We start from the raw sequence: 20,646 nt of genomic DNA, 5'->3' as shown, positions 1-20,646 counted from the left end.
GCCAGTTCCGAGCTTTGCGCGATCCCTGTGGGAGCGGGCGTGCCCGCGAAGAGGCCAGCACAGGCAATGAAGATCGAGGATCACTGCACCTGCTGCGGGGTTTCTTCGCCCATGCAACGCACCGCGCGCTTGCGGTTGTCGACCAGCACGCCGGTCAGGCCCTTCTGCTGGGTGTCAAACAGCACCAGCACCCCGTCCACGCACTGCGCCACCTGCGCTGCCGGGTCCAGCGAAACCTTGTAGTCCTCGCCGGGGACGGTCTTGAGCATGGTGAAGTCCTGCAGCAACAGGGCATCTTCGGGCTTGGCGAAATGCAGGTAACCGTAATACCACAAGGCCCCCACCGTCACGATGATGCTGCCGATGCCGGTCAGGATCAGCGGGATGGCGTTGCGTTCTTCACTCATTGCTTGTTTTTCTCGTCAGGGTAGTTGGGCACTTCGGCCAGCCGCCGCAGGCCGTTGAAATGGGCAGGGTCGTCGAGGAAACGCAGCATCACCTGGCGCCAAGTCGGGTCGGCGAAGGTCTGCACGTGGCCGCCGCGGGTCAGCTGCAGCACCCGTGGCGGTGGCGCGTGCTGGTACAGGCGAATGCCGTTGTCCAGCGGCACCAGGGTGTCGTCGATACTGTGGAAGAACAGCTTGGGCGGGCTGCTCAGCTGCTCGATCGAGTGGATCGCGCTGTCGCCATCCGGCACCAGCCACGACAGCGGCACCTGCAACGGCCAGGTCATCCAGGAAGTGCCAAGGGCAAAGCGCCCCACCGCGCGATAGCTGGCCGGCACCCCGTCGAACACCAGGGCGCTGAAGCGCTGACGCTGCTCGGGGTGCGCCGCCAGGTAGTGGATGGCCATCGCCCCGCCAAGGCTCTGCCCCAGCAGCACCAGCGGCTTGCCCTTGGCCTCAGGCGCCTGGTCCAGCCAGGCCATGGCCGCCGCAATGTCCTGGTACACCTCAGGCAGGCTCGGCTCGCCCTGGGACAGGCCATAGCCGCGATAGTCGATCATCAGCACCTGGTAGCCCTGCTCCGGCAGCCAGTAGCTGCCGCCCAGGTGCCCCGGCAGGTTGCCACCGTTGCCATGCAGGTGCAGCACCGTGCCCTTGACCGCGACCCCGGCCTTGGCCGGCAACCACCAACCGTGCAAGCGGATACCGTCGGCCGTGGTCAGGGTGACATCGCGGTACTCGAGCCTGGCCCGCTCCGGCGTGAACGGCTGGCCAGGCTCGGGATAGAACAGCAAGCTGCTGCACCCGGCCACGGCCAGTGCGGCCAAGCCCAGGGCCAGCAGGCGGCAGCGCTCAGAGAATGTTCGCGTAGTCGGCTTCAATACGGTCCAGGCTCAGGTGGTTGAGGAAGTTGGAGAAACACATCCAGGCTGACAGCGCGTTGAGGTCACGGAACTGTTCAGGCAGGTACTTGGGCGGCTCGACCAGGCCCTCCTCGACCAGTTGGCGCAGGGTGCGCATGTCTTCCAGGGTGGTCTTGCCGCAGAACAACAGCGGGATCTGTTCGAGCTTGCCCTTCTTCACGGCCAACTGAATGTAGTTGTAAACCATGATGAAGCCCTTGAGGTAGGACAAGTCCTTGGTGAATGGCAGGCCGTTGGGCACCGAGCCACGGAATACCCGGCTGGCGTTGCTGTAGCTTTGCGCCATTTCGAAGCCCTGCTCGCGGAAGAAGCCGTACACCTGCATGAAATCGGCGCCCTCCTCGACCATGTGGATGGCGCGGGTGCGGTTGGTGAGCTTGCGCAGGCGGCTGGGGTACGAAGCGAAGGCGATCACTTCCATGAGGATGGCCAGGCCTTCCTGGGTCACCGTCGACGAGGGTGGGCCCTTGGCCAGGAAGGTGCAGATCGGCTGGTTCAGGCCATTGAGCGTGGTGCCCACGTGCACCAGCCCTTCGTGCACCTCCAGGGCGCGTACGTCACGGGCGTTGAACATGGCGTCGGCGCGCACCTTGATGTAGTCCGCCCCGGCCGCGGCGTCCGCGACGATACCGTCGGACTCGAACACGCGGATGGTTTCCTCCGCTTCGCCGAACACTGTGTTCAGCCGGCGCTGGAGGATGGCCACGGCCTCCTTGGCAGTGAGGTTCTTCGGTTCGTCCTTGAGGTCGCCACGGCCATCGATGTTGTTCAGGTAGTCCGACAGCATCAGGCCCAGGTCGGCCAGGGTCGGATCACCGGCGTGGAAGGCATCCGAGGCCGCGCCGTACAGCTCCTGGGAAATCAGGCCGAAGTCCTCGGTGCCGCGCGCCTCGAGCATGCGGATCACCATGCGGTACTCGCGGCACATGCGCTTCATGATCTGCCCGACCGGGTTGAACTGGCCAAGCTGGCGGATGATGTCGCGCTCGATGCCCTGGAACTCGGCCTTGACCGCACTGGAATCGAACGACAGCGGGCGCGACTGGTAGTAGGCATGGTCGACCGCCGGCGGCTCCTTGCCCTTGGCCTTGAGGAAGCCCTGGCGAATGTTGTCGTCCCACTTCACCGCGTCCAGGACCCGGATCGGGGTCTGCGCCGCGACGATGCGGTCGGACAGGGCACGGATGGTTTGCTGGTATTCGTCCACCGGGGACTCCTTTCTAGTACAAGAAACCTGTACCGGCCTGTTCGCGGCTAAAGGCGCTCCCACAGGTACTGCATCAGGCTCGAAACCGGTGCGGTCCCTGTGGGAGCGGCTTCAGCCGCGAAGAAGCCAGCACGGTCATTTGCCGGAGCGCTGGAACCGCGCCACTTCGACAAACAGGTCGGAGTTGGCCGGGTCGTCCAGGTACGCCAGCACTCGCGCCGCCGGGCTGTCGATCAGCACGCCGTCACCGTTGTCTTCCGGCACTTCGGTACTGCGTCCGATCAGCTCCTTGTTGTCCACCGCCTGCTGCACCTGCTCGACATCCAGGTTGTAGATCACCAGTTCCTTGCCATCGACGATATCGAAACCGCCGATCAGGAAGTTGCCACCCAGGCGCTTGGGCACGCCAGCCGACAGGTACCAGCGGTTGCCGTGGCGCGACACGGTGAACACGTATTCCTCGGGGGCCTTGCCCTTGGCCGTGGCCACCGCCTTGTAGGCATCGCCGCTACTGCGGCTGATCACCAGCTTCAGCGGCTCGCCCCAGGCATCCTTGCTGCTCCACTTGCCCAGCAGCGCCTTGGGCGCCGCCTGGTTGCTGGGCAACGGCTCGTGGAAGGTCACCAGACAACCGCCCAGCAGCAGGAATGACAGAGTCAACAGCACCACACGCCAGGCTTTCATCCGGTTCTCCTTGAAAAGTCAGTCTCGGCTCACGCCGATGCCAGCACCAGCTGCAGGTATCGGGTAAGCATAGCGAGCATCTGCCCATCGGCTTGCGCGTTCGCGTCCTTGAGCAGGCCCTGATATTCCATCTGCTCGATAATCGCCGTCAACATTTGGGCGTCCTGTTCCGGTTGCCGAGAGCCGACCACTTGCAGCAATTGCCGGGTGCCATGCAACAGGATCTGGTCGTGGGCGCACACCAGTTCGGCCAGTCGCGGGCACAGCAGCGCCTCCTGGCGGAAAGCCTGCTCGGCGATCAGGTAGTCGCGGCGATTCAACAGCTGGCGTTGTACGTAGTCGGCGGTCATGCGCGCCACTTCGTCGGCCAGCCGTGCCCGCGCCTGCGGGCTGCCGTCGCCCTGGGCGAGCAACTGGCGCAACACCACCTCGGTGTTGGCCCACAGCTTGGCCATGTAGGCGGCGCTGCGCTCGACGTATTGGGCGAAGGTATCGGTGAGCAGGTCCTCGATATCCTTGAAGTAATAGGTGGTGGCCGACAATGGCACGCCAGCCTCGGCGGCCACTGCGCGGTGGCGCACCCCGCGCACGCCGTCGCGCACGACGATGCGCATGGCGGCGTCGAGGATCAGCTGGCGACGCTGTTCGCTGCCTTGGCGGGCAGTCTTGCGGCCCTGGTATTGCACGCTTTCGGCGACGGCGGTGGCGATGCCGGCGGCGCCCTGGTGAGGCATTGCGGGTGTCACGGGGGTACCTCATGGACAGTGTTTCGTCTGTGCCGGCCTCTTCGCGGGCGCGCCCGCTCCCACAGGGGCCCCACAACAGTCAGGAGCTGTGGGAGCGGGCGCGCCCGCAAAGAGGCCGGTACAGACAACATAAAGCTTCAGGCAAGAAAAAGCCGCCTCGAAAGGCGGCTGATTCAAACGGCTCAGGCTTGCGGACGCATGTGCGGGAACAGGATCACGTCGCGAATCGATGGCGAGTTGGTCAGCAGCATCACCAGGCGGTCGATACCAATGCCTTCACCTGCGGTCGGCGGCATGCCGTATTCCAGGGCACGTACGAAATCGGCGTCGTAGTGCATGGCTTCGTCGTCACCGGCGTCCTTCTCGGCCACCTGGGCCAGGAAGCGCTCGGCCTGGTCTTCGGCATCGTTCAGCTCGGAATAGGCGTTGGCGATCTCGCGGCCACCGATGAACAGCTCGAAACGGTCGGTGACCGCCGGGTTGTCGTCGTTGCGACGGGCCAGCGGCGACACTTCGAACGGGTACTCGGTGATGAAGTGCGGCTGCTCCAGCTTGTGCTCGACCAGCTCTTCGAAAATCATCACCTGCAGCTTGCCCAGGCCTTCGTGGCCCAGCACCTTGGCGCCGGCCTTCTTGGCGATCTCGCGGGCACGGTCAACGTCCTGCAGGTCGGCAGCGGTCAGTTCCGGGTTGTACTTGAGGATGGAGTCGAACACCGACAGGCGGGCGAACGGCTCGCCGAAGTGGAACACCTTGTCGCCGTACGGCACGTCGGTGCTGCCCAGTACCAGCTGGGCCAGCTCGCGGAACAGTTCCTCGGTGAGGTCCATGTTGTCGCGGTAGTCGGCGTAGGCCTGGTAGAACTCGAGCATGGTGAACTCTGGGTTGTGCCGGGTCGAAACGCCTTCGTTACGGAAGTTGCGGTTGATCTCGAAGACTTTTTCGAAGCCACCAACCACCAGTCGCTTGAGGTACAGCTCCGGCGCGATACGCAGGAACATGGCCATGTCCAGGGCGTTGTGGTGGGTTTCGAACGGCTTGGCCGCGGCACCGCCAGGGATGGTCTGCAGCATCGGCGTCTCGACTTCGAGGAAGTCGCGCTCGATGAGGAACTTGCGGATGTGCGAGATCACCTGCGAACGCACACGGAAGGTGTGGCGGGTTTCTTCGTTGACCATCAGGTCGACGTAACGCTGGCGGTAGCGCTGCTCGGTGTCGGTCAGGCCGTGGTGCTTGTCGGGCAGCGGGCGCAGCGACTTGGTCAGCAGGCGCACGTTGGTCATTTCGACGTACAGGTCGCCCTTGCCGGAACGGGCCAGGGTGCCTTCGGCGCTGATGATGTCGCCCAGGTCCCAGGTCTTGACCGCGGCCAGGGTTTCTTCGGGCAGGGTCTTGCGGTTGACATAGACCTGGATGCGCCCGGTCATGTCCTGGATAACCATGAACGAGCCACGGTTGAGCATGATGCGACCAGCGACCTTGACCGGAATCGCTGCAGCTTCCAGTTCTTCCTTGGTCTTGTCCGCGTACTGTTTCTGCAGGTCGTTGCAGTAGCTGTCGCGACGGAAGTCATTGGGGAAGGCATTGCCCTTGGCGCGCTCGGCGGCAAGCTTTTCCTTGCGCAGGGCGATCAGGGCGTTTTCTTCCTGTTGCAGGTCTTGCACGTCGGTCTTGAGGTCGCTCATTTCGTCATTCTTTCCATCAGGTGTTCGGTGCCCCTGTCGGGCAGGGCACGCGGTACTGGCCCCAGGCCGGGTACCGCGGCAGTTGTGTGCGGTTTACAGCCCCTGCTTGAGGCTCGCTTCCAGGTACTGGTCGAGGTCGCCGTCCAGGACCTTCTGGCAGTCGCTGCGCTCGACACCGGTGCGCAGGTCCTTGATACGCGAGTCGTCCAGCACGTAGGAGCGGATCTGGTGGCCCCAGCCGATGTCCGACTTGCTGTCTTCCAGCGCCTGCGAGGCGGCGTTGCGCTTTTGCATTTCCAGCTCGTACAGCTTGGCCCGCAGCATTTTCATGGCGGTGTCCTTGTTGGCGTGCTGGGAGCGTTCGTTCTGGCACGCCACCACGGTGTTGGTCGGCACGTGGGTGATACGTACCGCCGAGTCGGTGGTGTTCACGTGCTGGCCACCGGCACCGGAGGAGCGGTAGGTGTCGATGCGCAGGTCGGCCGGGTTGATCTCGATCTCGACCTTGTCGTCGATCTCGGGCGACACGAATACCGCCGAGAACGAGGTGTGGCGACGGGCACCGGAGTCGAACGGGCTCTTGCGCACCAGGCGGTGCACACCGATTTCGGTGCGCAGCCAGCCGAAGGCGTACTCGCCCTTGACGTGCACGGTGGCGCCCTTGATCCCGGCGACTTCACCCTCGGAAAGCTCGATGATGGTGGCGTCGAAACCACGCTTGTCGGCCCAGCGCAGGTACATGCGCAGCAGGATGTTGGCCCAGTCCTGCGCCTCGGTACCACCGGAGCCGGCCTGGATGTCCAGGTAGGCGTTGTTCATGTCCATCTCGCCGCTGAACATGCGACGGAACTCAAGCTGGGCCAGTTTTTCTTCCAGGCCTTCCAGCTCGGTCACGACGTCGCCGACGGCGCCTTCGTCATTTTCCTCGACGGCCATGTCGAGCAGGTCCTGGCAGTCGGCCAGGCCGCCGGACAGCTTGTCCAGGGTCTCGACGACCTGAGCCAGCATGGCCCGTTCGCGGCCCAGGGCCTGGGCGTACTCGGGCTTGTTCCAGACGTTGGGGTCTTCCAGCTCGCGGTTGACTTCGATCAGGCGGTCATGCTTGTGATCGTAGTCAAAGATACCCCCGAATGGACTGGGAACGCTCGGTGAGGTCCTTGATGGTGTTCAGGATCGGTTGGATTTCCATGGGCGGGCGGCTCTCGTGCGAATTCGGTGAAAAGCCTGCGAGTATAACCGAGTCCGCCGCAGGGCGGCAGACCCGCCGGGCAGCCGAATAGGCGCAAATATCGTTGCAGCAGCGGCCTGGTGTCGCGATGGGGCGCGCAGCGGCCCCAAGGATTTCAGTTTTGCAGCAGATATCGCAGGGGGCCGCTGCGCGCCCCATCGCGACACCAGGCCGCTCCTACAGGGTATGGCGAGCCGCTCAGGCGATACCCACCTGGTTGCGCCCGCCATTCTTGGCCAGGTACAGGCCCTTGTCGGCGGCAGAGATCAACTGCCGGCTATGGCTGCCGATGGCCGGGGTCTGGGTTGCCAGGCCGATGCTCACGGTCAGGTAGGAGTCGGCCGTCGGCGCGGTGTGCGGGATACCCAGGCCCAATATGGTCTGGCGCAGCTTCTCGGCCACCAGGCGCGCTCCACCCTGCGAGGTGTTGGGCAACACCAGGACGAACTCCTCGCCGCCATAGCGCGCCGGCAGGTCGGTCGGCCGCGAGCACACGCCGCGGATCGCCTCGGCCACCTGGCGCAAGGCCTCGTCCCCGGCCAGGTGGCCGAAGCTGTCGTTGTAGGCCTTGAAGAAGTCCACGTCGATCATCAGCAGCGACAACTGCTGCAGCTCACGCATGGCGCGGCGCCATTCCAGCTCCAGGTATTCGTCGAAGTGGCGGCGGTTGGACAACCCGGTCAGGCCATCGGAGTTCATCAGCCGCTGCAGCATCAGGTTGGAATCGAGCAATTGCTGCTGGCTGACGCGCAAGGCACGGTAGGCCTCGTCGCGCTGCAGCAGGGTCAGGTAGGAGCGTGAGTGGTAGCGAATGCGCGCCACCAGCTCGATGGTGTCCGGCAGCTTGACCAGGTAGTCGTTGGCCCCGGCCGCAAAGGCCGCGCTCTTGACCAGCGGGTCTTCCTTGGTCGACAGGACGATGATCGGGATGTCCTGGGTCGCCGGGTTGTTGCGGTATTCGCGTACCAGGGTCAGCCCGTCCAGGCCAGGCATGATCAGGTCCTGGAGAATCACCGTGGGCTTGATGCGCACCGCCTGGGCCACCGCCTGGTGCGGGTCGGCGCAGAAGTGGAAGTCGATGTTGTCCTCGTTGGCCAGGCCACGCCGCACCGCCTCGCCGATCATGGCCTGGTCGTCGACCAGCAGTACCATCGCCGCGTTTTCGTTGGTGGTGGTGAAACCTTCGATCGGTAAGTCATTCATGGCTGTTCACCCGATCACTACCGACCTGGCGGCGTGATTCAATACACTTCGTCATTTTGCAAAAATTTCCATCAAGCGCCCGGCGATGCGTTCCAGCGGGCGGACTTCCACCGCGGCATCGATGGCCACGGCAGCTTTGGGCATTCCATACACCGCACTGCTGGCCTGGTCCTGGGCAATGGTCAGGAAGCCCTGCTGGCGCATCAGTTTCAGGCCTTGGGCGCCATCGCGGCCCATGCCGGTGAGCAGCACGCCGACCGCATCGCCGGTCCAGTAGCGCGCCACGCTTTCGAAGAACACATCGATCGAGGGCCGGTAAATCTCATTGACCGGTTCGGCAGTGTAGGCCAGTTGGCCGTTCTGTAGCAGGCGGATGTGGTGGTTGGTGCCGGCCAGCAACACTTGGCCGGGCTGCGGTGGTTCACCTTCACGGGCCAGGCGCACCGGCAGGCCGGCTGCGCTGCTGAGCCATTCGGCCATGCCTGCGGCAAACACCTGGTCCACATGCTGGACCAGCACGATGGCCGCCGGAAACGCCGCCGGCAGGCCCTTGAGCAGCACCTCGAGGGCCGCCGGGCCGCCTGCGGACGAGCCGATCGCCACCAGCCCGCGATGCTGCGACAGCGCCCGTACAGGCGCGGCGACCGGGCGTGCGGCCGGGGCATTCTGCTGGCCGATCAGCCAGCTTATGTTGAGGATCTTGCGCAACAGTGGCGCTGCCGCTTCGCGCGGGTCGCCCGCCCCCAGCGCCGGCGTGTCGACCACGTCGAGTGCGCCGTGGCCCATGGCCTCGAACACCCGGGGCATGTTCTGCTTGCGGTCGACCGTGACGATGACGATGGCGCAGGGGGTTTCGGCCATGATCCTGCGGGTGGCCTCGACGCCGTCCATCACCGGCATGATCAGGTCCATGAGGATCAGGTCTGGCAATGCTTCAGCGCACAGCCGCACCGCCTCGGCACCATTGCCGGCCACCCATATCACCTCGTGCGCCGGTTCGAAGGCGACCGCCCGGCGCAGTGCCTCGACCGCCATGGGCATGTCGTTGACGATGGCGATCTTCATCCCTGCGCCCCCCCGATCAGCTCCACCACAGCATCCAGCAACGCATCGTCGTGGAAACTGGCCTTTGCCAAATAGTAGTCGGCGCCGGCGTCCAGGCCACGCCGCCGGTCTTCCTCGCGGTCCTTGTAGGACACCACCATCACCGGCAGCGACTGCAGGCGCTGGTCGCGGCGCACCAGGGTGACCAGCTCGATGCCGTCCATGCGCGGCATGTCGATGTCGGTGATCAGCAGGTCGAAGTCCTCGCCACGCAAGGCGTTCCAGCCATCCATGCCATCCACTGCCACGGCCACGTCGTAGCCACGGTTGCCGAGCAACTTGCGCTGCAATTCGCGCACGGTCAGCGAGTCGTCGACCACCAGGATGCGCTTGCGCACCACGCCGCGGGCACCGCCGCTGCCGCGCGCGATGCGTTCCAGGCTGCCGGTGCTGAGCAGTTTGTCCAGTGAGCGTAACAAGTCCTCGACATCGATGATCAGCACCACCGAGCCATCGTCGAGCAGCGCGCCGGAAGAAATGTCCTGCACCTTGCCCAGCCGCGGGTCGAGTGGCATCACCACCAGCACGCGTTCGCCCACCAGCCGCTCCACGGCCACGCCGTACAGTTGCTCGCGCTCACGAATCACCACCACCCGCAGCCGGCTTTCCTCGGCCTGCCCGGCCGGGCGGTTGAGCAACTGGCTGGCTGCGACCAGGCCGATGTGCCGGCCTTCGTGCCAGAAGTGCTGGCGCCCTTCGATCTGCACGATCTCGTCGGCAGCCACGTCCAGCGTGCGTTCGATGTGGGCGAGCGGGAAGGCGTAGGCCTCGCCGCCCACCTCGACCACCAGGCTGCGCACCACCGACAGGGTCAACGGTACCTGCAGGTGGAAACGGCAGCCCTGCCCGGCTGTCTGGGTCAGTTCGATCGAGCCGCGCAGCTCACGGATCATGTGCTGCACCGCATCCAGGCCGACCCCGCGCCCGGACACCTCGGTGACCGTGTCGCGCAGGCTGAACCCGGGCAGGAACAGGAACGTCAGCAACTCCGCCTCGCTCATTCGCGCCACGGTGTCGGCCGGTGACAGGGCACGCTCGACGATGCTGCTGCGCAGGCGTTCGAGGTCGATGCCGGCGCCATCGTCGATCAGCTCCAGGCTGAGCATGCCGGCCTGGTGCGAGGCGCGCAGGCGGATCACGCCCTCCTCCGGCTTGCCCGCCAACTGGCGCCGCTCGGGCTGTTCGATGCCATGGTCGACGGCGTTGCGCAACAGGTGGGTCAGCGGTGCTTCGAGCTTTTCCAGCACATCACGGTCGACCTGGGTCTTTTCCCCTTCCACCAGCAACCGCACCGGCTTGCCCAGCGACCGTCCAAGGTCGCGGACCATGCGGCTCTGGCCGGCCAATACATCGGCAAACGGCCGCATCCGGCAAGCCAGCGCCGTGTCGTACAGCAGTTGTGCGCGCTGGCTGGCCTGCCAGCCGAACTCATCCAGGTCGGCAGCCTGCTGCTGCAGGATCTGCTGGGTTTCCGCCAGCAGGCGCTGGGTCTGCGCCAAGGCTTCGAGCACCTCGCTGCTCTGGCCACTGTCCTCCAGTTGCATGCGCAGGCCGTCGAGCGCCTGCATGCCTTGGCCGTGCATGCGTTTTAGGCGCTGCAGGGTGGCCAGGTAAGGCTTGAGCCGCTGGGTTTCCACCAGCGACTTGCTGGACAGGTCGAGCAGGCTGTTGAGGCGATCGGCAGTGACCCGCAGCACCCGCTCCGCACCTTCGCCGGCACGCTTGCCCGCCTTGCGCCGCGCCAGCGGTTCGGGCTCGGCCTCGAGGTCTGGCTCGAGGGGCGCGGCGGGCAGCGGCTCGCTCTGCTGGGCAGGCGCAGGCGCCTGCGGCAGTGCCGGGGCGGCGGGCGCTACGGCAGGCATGGCTGCGCCCCCCGGGTCGAGCAGGCAGGCCATTTGCGCCAGGAACACCGGCAGGATCGCTTGCGCCCCGGTATCCCCAGGCGTGGCGATGCGCATCAGCAGGTCGGTGCCTTGCAGCAAGGCATCGATATGCTCGGCGCTCAGTTGCAGGCGGCCCTCCTGCGCGGCTACCAGGCAGTCTTCCATGACATGGGCGACGCTGACGCCTGCGTCCACCCCAACGATCCGCGCCGCCCCCTTCAGCGAATGCGCCGCACGCATGCAAGCCTCGAGCTGGTCGGCCTGCTTAGGGTTGCGCTCCAGCGCCATCAGGCCGGCACTGAGTATCTGGGTCTGCGCCTCGGCTTCCAGGCTGAACAGTTCGAGCAACGATGCGTCGCGCATTTGCTCTGGGGTCATGACAGGCTCCGCTGCACGGCAGACAGTAAATGTTGATCGTCCAGTACCCGCACACTGCGGCCCCGCCATTGCAGGACCGCAGCGGTGAAGCGGGTGGCATCCTGGCCGCTGCCGAGCAGCTGCGGGTCGAGCCGGTGAATACCGTCGATTTCCTCGACCGCCATCACCACCGGCCCGCCATCGGCGGCCAGGATCAGCATGCGTGGCATCGCCCGGCCGCTGCGTTGCTCGGTACTGCCGGGCTGCACGCCCAGCAGGTCGGCCAGCGACAGGCAGGGCACCAGCGCACCGCGCACGTTGGCCACGCCCTGCAGCACCCGCGAGCGCTGGTGCGGCAGCGAATGCACCGCCTGCAACGGGGCGATCTCGGCCAGGCAGGCAGTGGCCAGCGCCAGCCACTCCTCCCCCAGGCGGAACAGCAGCATCGAACAACCCGAGGTTTCCTCGGCCGGCGCTGCCTGCACGGCATGCTGCTCATCCATCAACGCGTAGCGGTCGAGCAGGCGTGTGGCGGCGGCGGCATACACCTCACAATTTCGGCAGTGCACGTGCCGCGCCAGCAGCGGGCATTGCTTGTCGCCATGCACGCCTATGCGGTTCCAGCAGTCGTCGATGTGCGCATCATCTTCGGCGAGCAGTTGCATCGCGGACTCACCTTTCATCGTTCAGACTCCCGTCCCGCCCGCGCGGCCCGCTCCTGCAGGCGCCGGGCACCGGCCAGGTCGCCCTGGGCCGCCAGCAAGGCCGCCAGGTGCACCAGCGCCTCGGGGTGCTGCGGCTCCAGGTACAGCGCTTTGCGATAGTGGCTCAGAGCCTGCTGCGCATCGCCCTCGGTATCGCTGAGCAGCCCCAGCCAGTAGTAAACCTGCGCCGACGGCGCGAACTGGGCAAGGTAACGCTGGCATTCGGCGCGGGCCTGCTCGCTGGCGCCGGCATTGGCCAGGCGGGCAATGTTGGCCAGCACTTCACTTGCCTGCTCGCCCTGGTGCTCGCGCACCGGCGCGGGCCTGGCCGCTGCGGGCAGCACGCGCACGGGCCGTGGCAGCGCGGCACTCGGCAGCGAATAGCCTGGCGTCGGCTGCGCTGGCAACCGGCGGCGCGGCGGCGGCGCCGGTGCGGCAACCGGTGCAGAGTCGGCGCCGTCCTGGCGCACATAGGCGAATGACTGGGCAATGCCCAGTGGGCGCATACCCAGGCGCGCCAGCAGGCTGCCTTCGGCCGGGCCGATGAACAACACGCCCTGCGGGTGCAGCAGGCGCTTGAGCACCTCGAACACCCGTTGCTGGGTGGCCAGGTCGAAATAGATCAGCAGGTTGCGGCAAAACACGAAGTCGTAGAGGCCATCGCGGCTGCTCAGCGCCGGGTCGAGCACGTTGCCCACCTGCAGGCTGACCTGCTCACGCACCCGTTGATGCAGTTGGTGGCCCTCATCGACGGCATCGAAGTAGCGCTCGCGAAAGCTCAGGTCGCTGCCACGGAAGGCATTGCGCCCGTACACCGCCTGCCCGGCCTTGGCCACCGAACTGGGGCTGATGTCCATGCCGTCGATCAGGAACGCAGCGGGTGCGATACCGGCGTCGAGCAAGGCCATGGCCAGCGAATAGGGTTCCTCGCCGGTCGAGCATGGCAGGCTGAGCAAGCGCAGTGGGCGCGCCCCGGCAAGCTCGGCCAGGCGCTTCTGCGCCAGGCTGGCCAAGGCGCTGAAGGACTCCGGATAACGGAAGAACCAGGTTTCCGGGACGATGACGGCCTCGATCAGCGCCTGCTGCTCGTCCATCGATTGCTGCAGGCGCAGCCAGTAGTCGTCCAGGTCGGTGGCGTTCACGGCCACGCAACGCTGACGCAGCGCACGCTCGACCATGGACGCCCCTACCGACTCCACGTCGAGGCCGATACGTTCGCGCAGGAAACGGAAGAAATGCTGTTCGTTCATGTCGGCATCCCTGTCGGCTCGCCCGGGTACAACAACTGGTGTACCACGTCGGGCAGCAGGTCGTTGACCTCGATGCGCTGCAGCAAGCCCTGCTCATCCTGGCGTACCGGCCCCAGGTACGGCGCTTCGCCACTGTCCACGCCATAGGGCTGGAACTCGTCGGGGTGGCAGCGCAGGGTTTCGGTCGCCTGCTCCAAGATCAGGCCAAGCTGCAGGTCGCCTCGATAGTGCACCAGCACCAGCCGGGTACTGGTGCGTTGCGCCGCCGGCTGGCCAAAGCTCAATGCCGCCAGGTCGACCACCGGCACCAGCTGGCCACGGTGGGCAAGCACGCCCGCGACCCAGCCAGGCGCCTGGGCTATCGGTTTCAGCGGCTGGCGCGGCAGCACTTCGATCACCTCGTGCACGCTCAGGGCAAAGCGCTGTTCCTGAATGCGAAACTGCAGGTACAACACCCCCTTGGCGTTGTCCTCCCGCGCAGCGCGCGGTTGCATGTCGATCATCGCCGTCAGACTTTGAAGCGCGACACGCCGCCACGCAGGCCAGCGGCCACCTGGCTCAGCTCATCGATGGCGAAACTGGCCTGGCGCAGCGACTCGACCGTCTGGGTGCTGGCATCGCTGAGCTGGGCCAACGCCTGGTTGATCTGCTCGGCACCGGTGGCCTGGGCCTGCATGCCTTCGTTGACCATCAGCACGCGCGGCGCCAGGGCCTGCACCTGGTGGATGATCTGGCTCAGCTGCTCGCCCACCTGCTGCACCTCGAACATGCCACGGCGCACTTCTTCGGAGAACTTGTCCATGCCCATGACCCCAGCCGACACGGCCGACTGGATCTCGCGCACCATCTGCTCGATGTCGTAGGTGGCCACGGCGGTCTGGTCGGCCAGGCGACGCACTTCGGTGGCGACCACGGCGAAGCCACGGCCGTATTCACCGGCCTTTTCCGCCTCGATGGCCGCGTTCAGCGACAGCAGGTTGGTCTGGTCGGCGACCTTGACGATGGTCACCACCATCTGGGTGATGTTGCTGGCCTTTTCATTGAGGATGGCCAGCTTGGCGTTGACCAGGTCGGCGGCGCCCATCACCTGGTGCATGGTTTCTTCCATCCGCGCCAGGCCCTGCTGACCGGAACCGGCCAGGCTGGAGGCCTGGTCGGCCGCCGAGGTCACTTCGGTCATGGTGCGCACCAGGTCACGCGAGGTGGCGGCGATTTCCCGCGAAGTGGCACCGATTTCGGTGGTGGTGGCGGCCGTTTCGGTGGCAGTGGCCTGTTGTTGCTTGGAGGTGGCGGCAATTTCGGTCACCGAAGTGGTCACCTGTACCGACGAGCGCTGCGCCTGGGCCACCAGGTTGGCCAGGGCCTCGGCCATTTCGTTGAAGCCGCCTTCGATGGCGCCGAATTCGTCCTTGCGCTCCAGGCTCAGGCGCATGCTCAGGTCGCCTGAGCGCAGCTTGTCCAGGGCATGCACAATACGCTGCATGGGCGCCGAGATGGCACGCATCAGCAGCAAGCCGCACACGCCCGCGGCGATGATGGCCAGCAACAGCGAAACCACCATGCTGCCCTTGGCCGTGCTCACGGCATTGACGATGTCGTTGGTGGCGGATTCGGCCGCAGCCCGATTCTCCTCGATGACTTCGGTCAGGTGCTTGCGCCCATCGACCCAGGTCGGGGTGAGCACCTCGTTGATCAGCCGTTGGGCGCCGTCGTAGTCATGCTGACGATAGGCGTCCAGTACCTGGCCGACGATCTTCATGTAGTTTTCTTCGAGTTGCACGAAGGAATCGAAGCGAGTCTGGTCGTCCTTGGTCTGGATCGTGGCCTGGTAACTCGCCATGTGCTGCTTCAGACGCTCCTCGAAACCTCTGAACAGCTCCATGTCGGCCGAGGTGATCGCGCGGTGGTTGGACAGGCCCACCAGTTGTTGGCTGGTGACATAGCTGTCGACCCAGGCGCTGCGGATCATCGAGCTGTAGTAAACCCCTGGAATGCTGTCGCTGCCCACCGCTTCTTCGGCGGTTTCGATGGCCCCCAACCGCGAGTAGGCGGCCACGATCATCAGCAGCATGATGGCGATGATCACGGCGAAACTTGCCAGGATCCGTTGGCGCAAGGTCCAGTTCTTCACATTCAGCCCTCAGGAATTCGCAACGAGCGGTAAAAATCGCCGAAGTATAGCTCAGGCGTCCGATGCTTTTGCGGCTGAATGGAAGGCGTGCGGTAGACCGGCCGTTGGCGGGGCGTGCATGCAGCCCCATCCACTCGATATCAGCCTGCTGCAAGCCTTGCCTGGCTTTCCAGCTCCTGACGCAGGCCCGGGTCCAGGCGCAGCTGGCGGGCCAGCTCGTCCAGGTAGGCGCGCTCCATGAAGTTCTGCTGGTCGACCATCATCACGCTGGCCAGGTACATCTCGGCCGCCATTTCCGGCGTTTGCGCGGCTCGGGCCACTTCGGCCGGGTCCAGCGGCTTGTTCAATTCATCGTGCAGCCAGTGCTGCAGTTCGCGGTCGCTGTCCAGGCGGCTGAACTCGCCCTCGATCAGGGCCCGCTCGCGCTCGTCGATATGGCCATCGGACTTGGCCGCCGCCACCAGCGCCCGCAGCACGGCCTGGCTGTGCTGTTCGGCCTGGGCCGGCGGCAGGCGGTCGACGGTACGGGGCTCGCTGGCGGCCAGCCGCTGGTTGGCCTGCCAGTTGCCATAGGCTTTGTAGGCCAGCACGCCCAGCGCGGCCAGGCCACCGTAGGTCAGCGCCTTGCCGCCGTACTTGCGGGCCTTCTTGCTACCCAGCAACAGCCCCAGGGCACCGCCGCCCAACAAGCCACCACCGGCACCGGACAACAGCCCGCCAAGCCCACCGGCAGCGCTGCCGGGCTTAGCGGTAGCGCCCTGTTTGTCGAGCAGTTGCTGGCCGGACTTGAGGAGCTGATCGAGCAGGTTGCGGGTGTTCATTCGCGGCTCTCCACGCAAGAAAATTCATACGCCAGAGTAAGGCTTGGGCAAACGTACGCCACCGTGGATTTGCTTCCGGATGTTGCATTGGCTGGCAAAAAGCCAACTAGACTCGATATCGCCAATACCCCGCGCACGCGCACTACGCTTATAACAAATGCTTCACGGCTTGCTTGATGACTGCCCCGAACAAGATCTCCAAGAAGAGGGAACACCATGTCAGTGCACAAGACCGCATTGCTCGGCGCCATCACCGGTGCCGTGCTCGCCAGCGCCAGCCTGCAGGCTGCCGAACCGCCCAAGGCCCTGGGCCCTGGCGAAGGGCGCCTGGACATCGTCGCCTGGCCGGGCTACATCGAGCGCGGTGAAAGCGACAAGGCCTACGACTGGGTCAGCGGTTTCGAGAAGGAAACCGGCTGCAAGGTCAGCGTCAAGACCGCCGCTACGTCGGATGAGATGGTCAGCCTGATGACCAAGGGCGGCTATGACCTGGTCACCGCTTCCGGTGATGCCTCGCTCCGGCTGATCGCAGGCAAGCGGGTACAGCCGATCAATACCGCGTTGATCCCCAACTGGAAGCACATCGACCCGCGCTTGCAGAACGGAGGCTGGTACGTGGTCGACAAGCAGGTCTACGGCACGCCATACCAGTGGGGGCCGAACGTGCTGCTGTACAACACCGAGGTGTTCAAGCAGGCGCCCACCAGCTGGGGGGTGCTGTTCGAGCCGCAGAACCTGCCCGACGGCAAGCCGAACAAGGGGCGCGTGCAGGCCTACGACGGGCCGATCTACATCGCCGATGCGGCGCTGTACCTGAAAACCGCCAAGCCGGAGCTGGGCATCCACGACCCGTACGAACTGAACGAAGCCCAGTACAAGGCCGTGCTCGAGCTGCTGCGCCAGCAGCAACCGTTAGTACACCGCTACTGGCATGACGCAACGGTGCAGATGAGCGACGTGAAGAACGAAGGCGTGGTCGCGACCAGCTCCTGGGGCTACATGGTCAATGGCCTGAAGGCCGAGAAACAGCCGGTGGCGTCGACCATTCCCAAGGAAGGGGCGACCGGCTGGGCGGATACCACCATGCTGCACAGCGAGGCCAAGCACCCCAATTGTGCCTACAAGTGGATGGACTGGTCGCTGCAACCGAAGGTGCAGGGTGACGTGGCGGCCTGGTTCGGCTCGTTGCCGGCGGTACCGGCCGCCTGCAGTGGCAACGAACTGCTGGGGGCGGACGGTTGCAAGACCAACGGCTTCGACAACTTCGACAAGATCGCCTTCTGGAAAACCCCGCAGGCCCAGGGCGGCAAGTTCGTGCCTTACAGCCGCTGGACCCAGGATTACATCGCGATCATGGGTGGCCGCTGAAGTTGTCTGAATGTCAGGGCCGACCTCTTCGCGGGCATGCCCGCTCCCACAGGTAGGGCACCGGCCTTGAAGGCTGTGTAATACCTGTGGGAGCGGGCGTGCCCGCGAAGAGGCCGGCACAGGAGAAACTTTGATGCCTGGAGCCCACGCATGCCCCTAGCCGTCCAGTTCACCCAGGTTTCCCGTACCTTCGGCGAGGTCAAGGCCGTCGACCAGGTCAGCATCGACATCATCGATGGCGAGTTCTTCTCCATGCTCGGCCCGTCAGGCTCGGGCAAGACCACCTGCCTGCGCCTGATCGCCGGTTTCGAGCAGCCCACCAGCGGCTCGATCCGCATCCACGGCGTCGAAGCCGCTGGCGTGCCGCCGTACGTGCGTGATGTCAACACGGTGTTCCAGGACTATGCCCTGTTCCCGCACATGAACGTACTGGACAACGTCGCCTACGGCCTGAAGGTGAAAGGCATGGCCAAGGCCGAACGCCACGCTCGCGCCGAAGAAGCGCTGGCGATGGTAGCCCTGGCCGGCTACGGCGCACGCAAGCCGGCACAACTGTCCGGCGGGCAACGCCAGCGCGTGGCCCTGGCCCGCGCCCTGGTCAACCGGCCACGGGTGTTGCTGCTGGACGAACCCCTGGGTGCGCTGGACCTGAAACTGCGCGAGCAGATGCAGGGCGAACTGAAAAAGCTGCAGCGCCAGCTGGGCATCACCTTCATCTTCGTCACCCACGACCAGACCGAGGCGCTGTCGATGTCCGACCGGGTGGCGGTGTTCAACCGCGGCCGCATCGAGCAGGTCGACACACCGCGCAACCTGTACATGCAACCGGCCACGCCCTTCGTCGCCGAATTCGTCGGTTCCTCCAACGTGCTGCGCGGCGAACTGGCGATGGCGCTCAACGGCAGCCCGGCGCCGTTCTCCATCCGTCCCGAGCACATCCGCCTGGGTGACCCGGTTGCAGGCGAGCAGGCGGTGCAGGTCAGTGGCGTGCTGCGCGATATCCAGTACCAGGGCAGCGCCACCCGTTACGAACTGCAGCTCGACAGTGGCCAGCTGTTGGCGGTCAGCCAGGCCAATGACCGCTGGCAGGTGCAGGCACAGGCCTGGCAACCCGGGCAACGGCTACAGGCGCACTGGCCACGGCAAGCCATGACCGTGCTGCAGGAAAGCGGGAGCCGCTGACATGGGTACGCTACGCGAGCTGTCCAACCTGCTGTACCGGCGCCCCAACCTGTACCTGGCGTTGCTGCTGGTGCCGCCACTGACCTGGTTCGGCGCGATCTACCTGGGTTCGCTGCTCAACCTGCTGTGGCAGGGTTTCTATACCTTCGACGACTTCACCATGGCGGTGAGCCCGGAGCTGACCCTGGGCAATTTCGCCGCCCTGTTCAACCCGTCGAACTTCGACATCATCCTGCGCACCCTGGGCATGGCGCTGGCGGTGTCGCTGGCCAGCGCGGTGCTGGCCTTCCCCATCGCCTATTACATGGCGCGCTACACCAGCGGCAAGACCAAGGCATTTTTCTACATCGCGGTGATGATGCCGATGTGGGCCAGCTACATCGTCAAGACCTACGCCTGGACCCTGCTGCTGGCCAAGGGTGGCGTGGCCCAGTGGTTCGTCCAGCAGTTGCACCTGGATGCCCTGTTGCAAACCGTGCTGGCGGTGCCGGGGGTGGGCGGCAGTACCCTGTCGACATCACACCTGGGGCGCTTCATGGTGTTCGTCTATATCTGGCTGCCATTCATGATCCTGCCCATCCAGGCCTCGCTGGAACGCTTGCCACCTTCCCTGCTGCAGGCCTCGGCAGACCTCGGCGCGCGGCCTCGGCAAACCTTCGTGCAGGTGATCCTGCCGCTGTCGATCCCGGGTATTGCCGCCGGCTCGATCTTTACCTTCTCGCTAACCCTGGGCGACTTCATCGTGCCGCAGCTGGTCGGCCCGCCTGGCTACTTCATCGGCAGCATGGTCTATGCCCAGCAAGGGGCGATCGGCAACATGCCGATGGCCGCCGCCTTCACCCTGGTGCCGATCGTGCTGATCGCGGTATACCTGTCCTTGGTCAAGCGCCTGGGAGCCTTCGATGCACTCTGACAAAGCTTCGATCGGGCTGCGCCTGGCCGCCTGGGGCGGCCTGCTGTTCCTGCACTTTCCGATCCTGATCATCTTCCTGTACGCCTTCAACACCGAAGATGCGGCGTTCAGCTTCCCGCCCAAGGGCTTTACCCTGAAGTGGTTCGCCGTGGCGTTCGCCCGGCCCGATGTGCTGGAGGCGATCCAGCTGTCGCTGCAGGTAGCCTGCCTGGCCACGCTGATCGCCCTGGTACTGGGTACCCTGGCCTCGGCGGCGCTGTATCGGCGCAGCTTTTTCGGCAAGGAGAGCATTTCGCTGCTGCTGATCCTGCCCATCGCCCTGCCCGGCATCATCACCGGTATCGCCCTGCTCTCGGCGTTCAAGAGCCTGGGCCTGGAACCCGGGGTGTTCACCATCGTGGTCGGCCACGCCACCTTTTGCGTGGTGATCGTCTACAACAACGTCATCGCCCGCCTGCGGCGCACTTCGCAGAGCCTGATCGAAGCCTCGATGGACCTGGGCGCCGATGGCTGGCAGACCTTCCGCTACATCATCCTGCCCAACCTCGGCTCGGCGCTGTTGGCCGGCGGCATGCTGGCCTTTGCCCTGTCGTTCGACGAGATCATCGTCACCACCTTTACCGCCGGCCACGAACGCACCCTGCCGATCTGGCTGCTCAACCAGCTCAGCCGCCCGCGTGACGTGCCGGTGACCAACGTGGTCGCCATGCTGGTGATGCTGGTGACCATGCTGCCAATCCTTGGCGCCTATTACCTGACCCGTGGCGGCGAAAGCGTCGCGGGCAGCGGCAAATGACCCTGGAGGAGTCCC

General features: G+C 65.3%; 19 protein-coding genes. 4 read left to right on the top strand and 15 right to left on the bottom strand.

Going from position 1 to position 20,646, the window contains the following annotated elements; genetic code table 11:
* Positions 1–80 precede the first annotated feature (80 nt).
* The 15 genes from HU763_RS05640 to HU763_RS05570 all read right to left on the bottom strand — a co-directional run bounded on the left by HU763_RS05640 (position 81) and on the right by HU763_RS05570 (position 16,372).
* Positions 81–407, bottom strand: coding sequence for a PA3694 family proteiin (locus HU763_RS05640; protein WP_170028569.1), 327 nt, complete (start codon positions 405–407; stop codon positions 81–83).
* Positions 404–1,327: an alpha/beta hydrolase gene (locus tag HU763_RS05635; protein WP_186687190.1), complete on the bottom strand. Its 924-nt coding sequence runs from the start codon at positions 1,325–1,327 to the stop codon at positions 404–406. The genes HU763_RS05640 and HU763_RS05635 overlap by 4 nt, the downstream gene beginning before the upstream one ends.
* On the bottom strand, positions 1,299–2,576 hold the full coding sequence (locus tag HU763_RS05630) for a flavohemoglobin expression-modulating QEGLA motif protein (RefSeq protein ID WP_170028565.1): 1,278 nt from the start codon (positions 2,574–2,576) through the stop codon (positions 1,299–1,301). Before HU763_RS05630 ends, HU763_RS05635 begins: the two co-directional genes overlap by 29 nt.
* Positions 2,577–2,711: 135 nt before the next feature.
* Entirely contained in the window at positions 2,712–3,260 is a 549-nt protein-coding gene (locus tag HU763_RS05625) for a LolA-like protein (protein ID WP_186687192.1), read from the bottom strand.
* A 29-nt stretch (positions 3,261–3,289) separates the two neighbouring features.
* Positions 3,290–3,994 carry a TetR/AcrR family transcriptional regulator gene (locus HU763_RS05620; RefSeq protein WP_170034060.1) on the bottom strand — a complete coding sequence of 235 codons (705 nt, stop codon included), beginning with the start codon at positions 3,992–3,994 and terminating at the stop codon, positions 3,290–3,292.
* Positions 3,995–4,188: 194 nt separating this feature from the next.
* Positions 4,189–5,691, bottom strand: coding sequence for a lysine--tRNA ligase (lysS, locus tag HU763_RS05615; RefSeq protein ID WP_170028561.1), 1,503 nt, complete (start codon positions 5,689–5,691; stop codon positions 4,189–4,191).
* A 93-nt stretch (positions 5,692–5,784) separates the two neighbouring features.
* A protein-coding gene (gene prfB, locus HU763_RS05610; protein ID WP_123084286.1) for a peptide chain release factor 2 occupies positions 5,785–6,880 on the bottom strand; the annotation gives its coding sequence in 2 pieces (ribosomal slippage) (positions 5,785–6,807 and positions 6,809–6,880; 1,095 coding nt in all).
* Between the two features lie 237 nt (positions 6,881–7,117).
* On the bottom strand, positions 7,118–8,122 hold the full coding sequence (gene wspR / locus HU763_RS05605; protein WP_170028559.1) for a Wsp signal transduction system regulator diguanylate cyclase WspR: 1,005 nt from the start codon (positions 8,120–8,122) through the stop codon (positions 7,118–7,120).
* 51 nt (positions 8,123–8,173) lie between these two features.
* Complete coding sequence (cheB, locus tag HU763_RS05600) at positions 8,174–9,187, bottom strand: chemotaxis response regulator protein-glutamate methylesterase (protein WP_186687194.1); 1,014 nt, start codon at positions 9,185–9,187, stop codon at positions 8,174–8,176.
* Positions 9,184–11,487: a hybrid sensor histidine kinase/response regulator gene (locus HU763_RS05595; protein WP_186687196.1), complete on the bottom strand. Its 2,304-nt coding sequence runs from the start codon at positions 11,485–11,487 to the stop codon at positions 9,184–9,186. The genes cheB and HU763_RS05595 overlap by 4 nt, the downstream gene beginning before the upstream one ends.
* Positions 11,484–12,149 carry a chemotaxis protein CheW gene (locus tag HU763_RS05590; RefSeq protein WP_186687198.1) on the bottom strand — a complete coding sequence of 222 codons (666 nt, stop codon included), beginning with the start codon at positions 12,147–12,149 and terminating at the stop codon, positions 11,484–11,486. Before HU763_RS05590 ends, HU763_RS05595 begins: the two co-directional genes overlap by 4 nt.
* Positions 12,146–13,420 (bottom strand): CheR family methyltransferase, encoded by a 1,275-nt coding sequence (locus tag HU763_RS05585; RefSeq protein WP_170028553.1) that lies wholly within the window; start codon positions 13,418–13,420, stop codon positions 12,146–12,148. The genes HU763_RS05590 and HU763_RS05585 overlap by 4 nt, the downstream gene beginning before the upstream one ends.
* Entirely contained in the window at positions 13,417–13,923 is a 507-nt protein-coding gene (locus HU763_RS05580) for a chemotaxis protein CheW (RefSeq protein WP_170028551.1), read from the bottom strand. The genes HU763_RS05585 and HU763_RS05580 overlap by 4 nt, the downstream gene beginning before the upstream one ends.
* A 5-nt stretch (positions 13,924–13,928) precedes the next feature.
* Complete coding sequence (locus HU763_RS05575) at positions 13,929–15,551, bottom strand: methyl-accepting chemotaxis protein (protein WP_186687200.1); 1,623 nt, start codon at positions 15,549–15,551, stop codon at positions 13,929–13,931.
* A gap of 140 nt (positions 15,552–15,691) precedes the next feature.
* Positions 15,692–16,372: a tellurite resistance TerB family protein gene (locus tag HU763_RS05570; protein WP_186687203.1), complete on the bottom strand. Its 681-nt coding sequence runs from the start codon at positions 16,370–16,372 to the stop codon at positions 15,692–15,694.
* A 216-nt stretch (positions 16,373–16,588) separates the two neighbouring features.
* Between HU763_RS05570 and ydcS the strand changes: the two genes are divergently transcribed.
* The 4 genes from ydcS (at position 16,589) to HU763_RS05550 (ending at position 20,631) form a co-directional block, all read left to right on the top strand.
* Complete coding sequence (gene ydcS / locus HU763_RS05565) at positions 16,589–17,740, top strand: putative ABC transporter substrate-binding protein YdcS (protein ID WP_170028545.1); 1,152 nt, start codon at positions 16,589–16,591, stop codon at positions 17,738–17,740.
* A 150-nt stretch (positions 17,741–17,890) separates the two neighbouring features.
* Positions 17,891–18,922 carry an ABC transporter ATP-binding protein gene (locus tag HU763_RS05560; protein WP_186687206.1) on the top strand — a complete coding sequence of 344 codons (1,032 nt, stop codon included), beginning with the start codon at positions 17,891–17,893 and terminating at the stop codon, positions 18,920–18,922.
* A 1-nt stretch (position 18,923) separates the two neighbouring features.
* Entirely contained in the window at positions 18,924–19,835 is a 912-nt protein-coding gene (locus HU763_RS05555) for an ABC transporter permease (RefSeq protein WP_186687209.1), read from the top strand.
* Positions 19,825–20,631: an ABC transporter permease gene (locus HU763_RS05550; RefSeq protein ID WP_186687212.1), complete on the top strand. Its 807-nt coding sequence runs from the start codon at positions 19,825–19,827 to the stop codon at positions 20,629–20,631. Before HU763_RS05555 ends, HU763_RS05550 begins: the two co-directional genes overlap by 11 nt.
* Positions 20,632–20,646 lie beyond the last annotated feature (15 nt).

It is taken from the genome of Pseudomonas anuradhapurensis (genome assembly GCF_014269225.2).
Lineage (GTDB): Bacteria > Pseudomonadota > Gammaproteobacteria > Pseudomonadales > Pseudomonadaceae > Aquipseudomonas > Aquipseudomonas anuradhapurensis.
This window is presented reverse-complemented; position numbering and strand designations above follow the sequence as displayed.

Excerpts from the sequence above, each read along its gene's own strand:
- HU763_RS05580 (WP_170028551.1), bottom strand. The coding sequence starts at position 13,923 with ATGATCGACATGCAACCGCGCGCTGCGCGGGAGGACAACGCCAAGGGG.
- HU763_RS05620 (WP_170034060.1), bottom strand. The coding sequence starts at position 3,994 with ATGCCTCACCAGGGCGCCGCCGGCATCGCCACCGCCGTCGCCGAAAGC.
- ydcS (WP_170028545.1), top strand. The coding sequence starts at position 16,589 with ATGTCAGTGCACAAGACCGCATTGCTCGGCGCCATCACCGGTGCCGTG.
- HU763_RS05550 (WP_186687212.1), top strand. The coding sequence starts at position 19,825 with ATGCACTCTGACAAAGCTTCGATCGGGCTGCGCCTGGCCGCCTGGGGC.
- HU763_RS05625 (WP_186687192.1), bottom strand. The coding sequence starts at position 3,260 with ATGAAAGCCTGGCGTGTGGTGCTGTTGACTCTGTCATTCCTGCTGCTG.
- lysS (WP_170028561.1), bottom strand. The coding sequence starts at position 5,691 with ATGAGCGACCTCAAGACCGACGTGCAAGACCTGCAACAGGAAGAAAAC.
- HU763_RS05590 (WP_186687198.1), bottom strand. The coding sequence starts at position 12,149 with ATGAAAGGTGAGTCCGCGATGCAACTGCTCGCCGAAGATGATGCGCAC.
- wspR (WP_170028559.1), bottom strand. The coding sequence starts at position 8,122 with ATGAATGACTTACCGATCGAAGGTTTCACCACCACCAACGAAAACGCG.
- HU763_RS05585 (WP_170028553.1), bottom strand. The coding sequence starts at position 13,420 with ATGAACGAACAGCATTTCTTCCGTTTCCTGCGCGAACGTATCGGCCTC.
- HU763_RS05555 (WP_186687209.1), top strand. The coding sequence starts at position 18,924 with ATGGGTACGCTACGCGAGCTGTCCAACCTGCTGTACCGGCGCCCCAAC.
- HU763_RS05570 (WP_186687203.1), bottom strand. The coding sequence starts at position 16,372 with ATGAACACCCGCAACCTGCTCGATCAGCTCCTCAAGTCCGGCCAGCAA.
- HU763_RS05560 (WP_186687206.1), top strand. The coding sequence starts at position 17,891 with ATGCCCCTAGCCGTCCAGTTCACCCAGGTTTCCCGTACCTTCGGCGAG.
- cheB (WP_186687194.1), bottom strand. The coding sequence starts at position 9,187 with ATGAAGATCGCCATCGTCAACGACATGCCCATGGCGGTCGAGGCACTG.
- HU763_RS05640 (WP_170028569.1), bottom strand. The coding sequence starts at position 407 with ATGAGTGAAGAACGCAACGCCATCCCGCTGATCCTGACCGGCATCGGC.
- HU763_RS05595 (WP_186687196.1), bottom strand. The coding sequence starts at position 11,487 with ATGACCCCAGAGCAAATGCGCGACGCATCGTTGCTCGAACTGTTCAGC.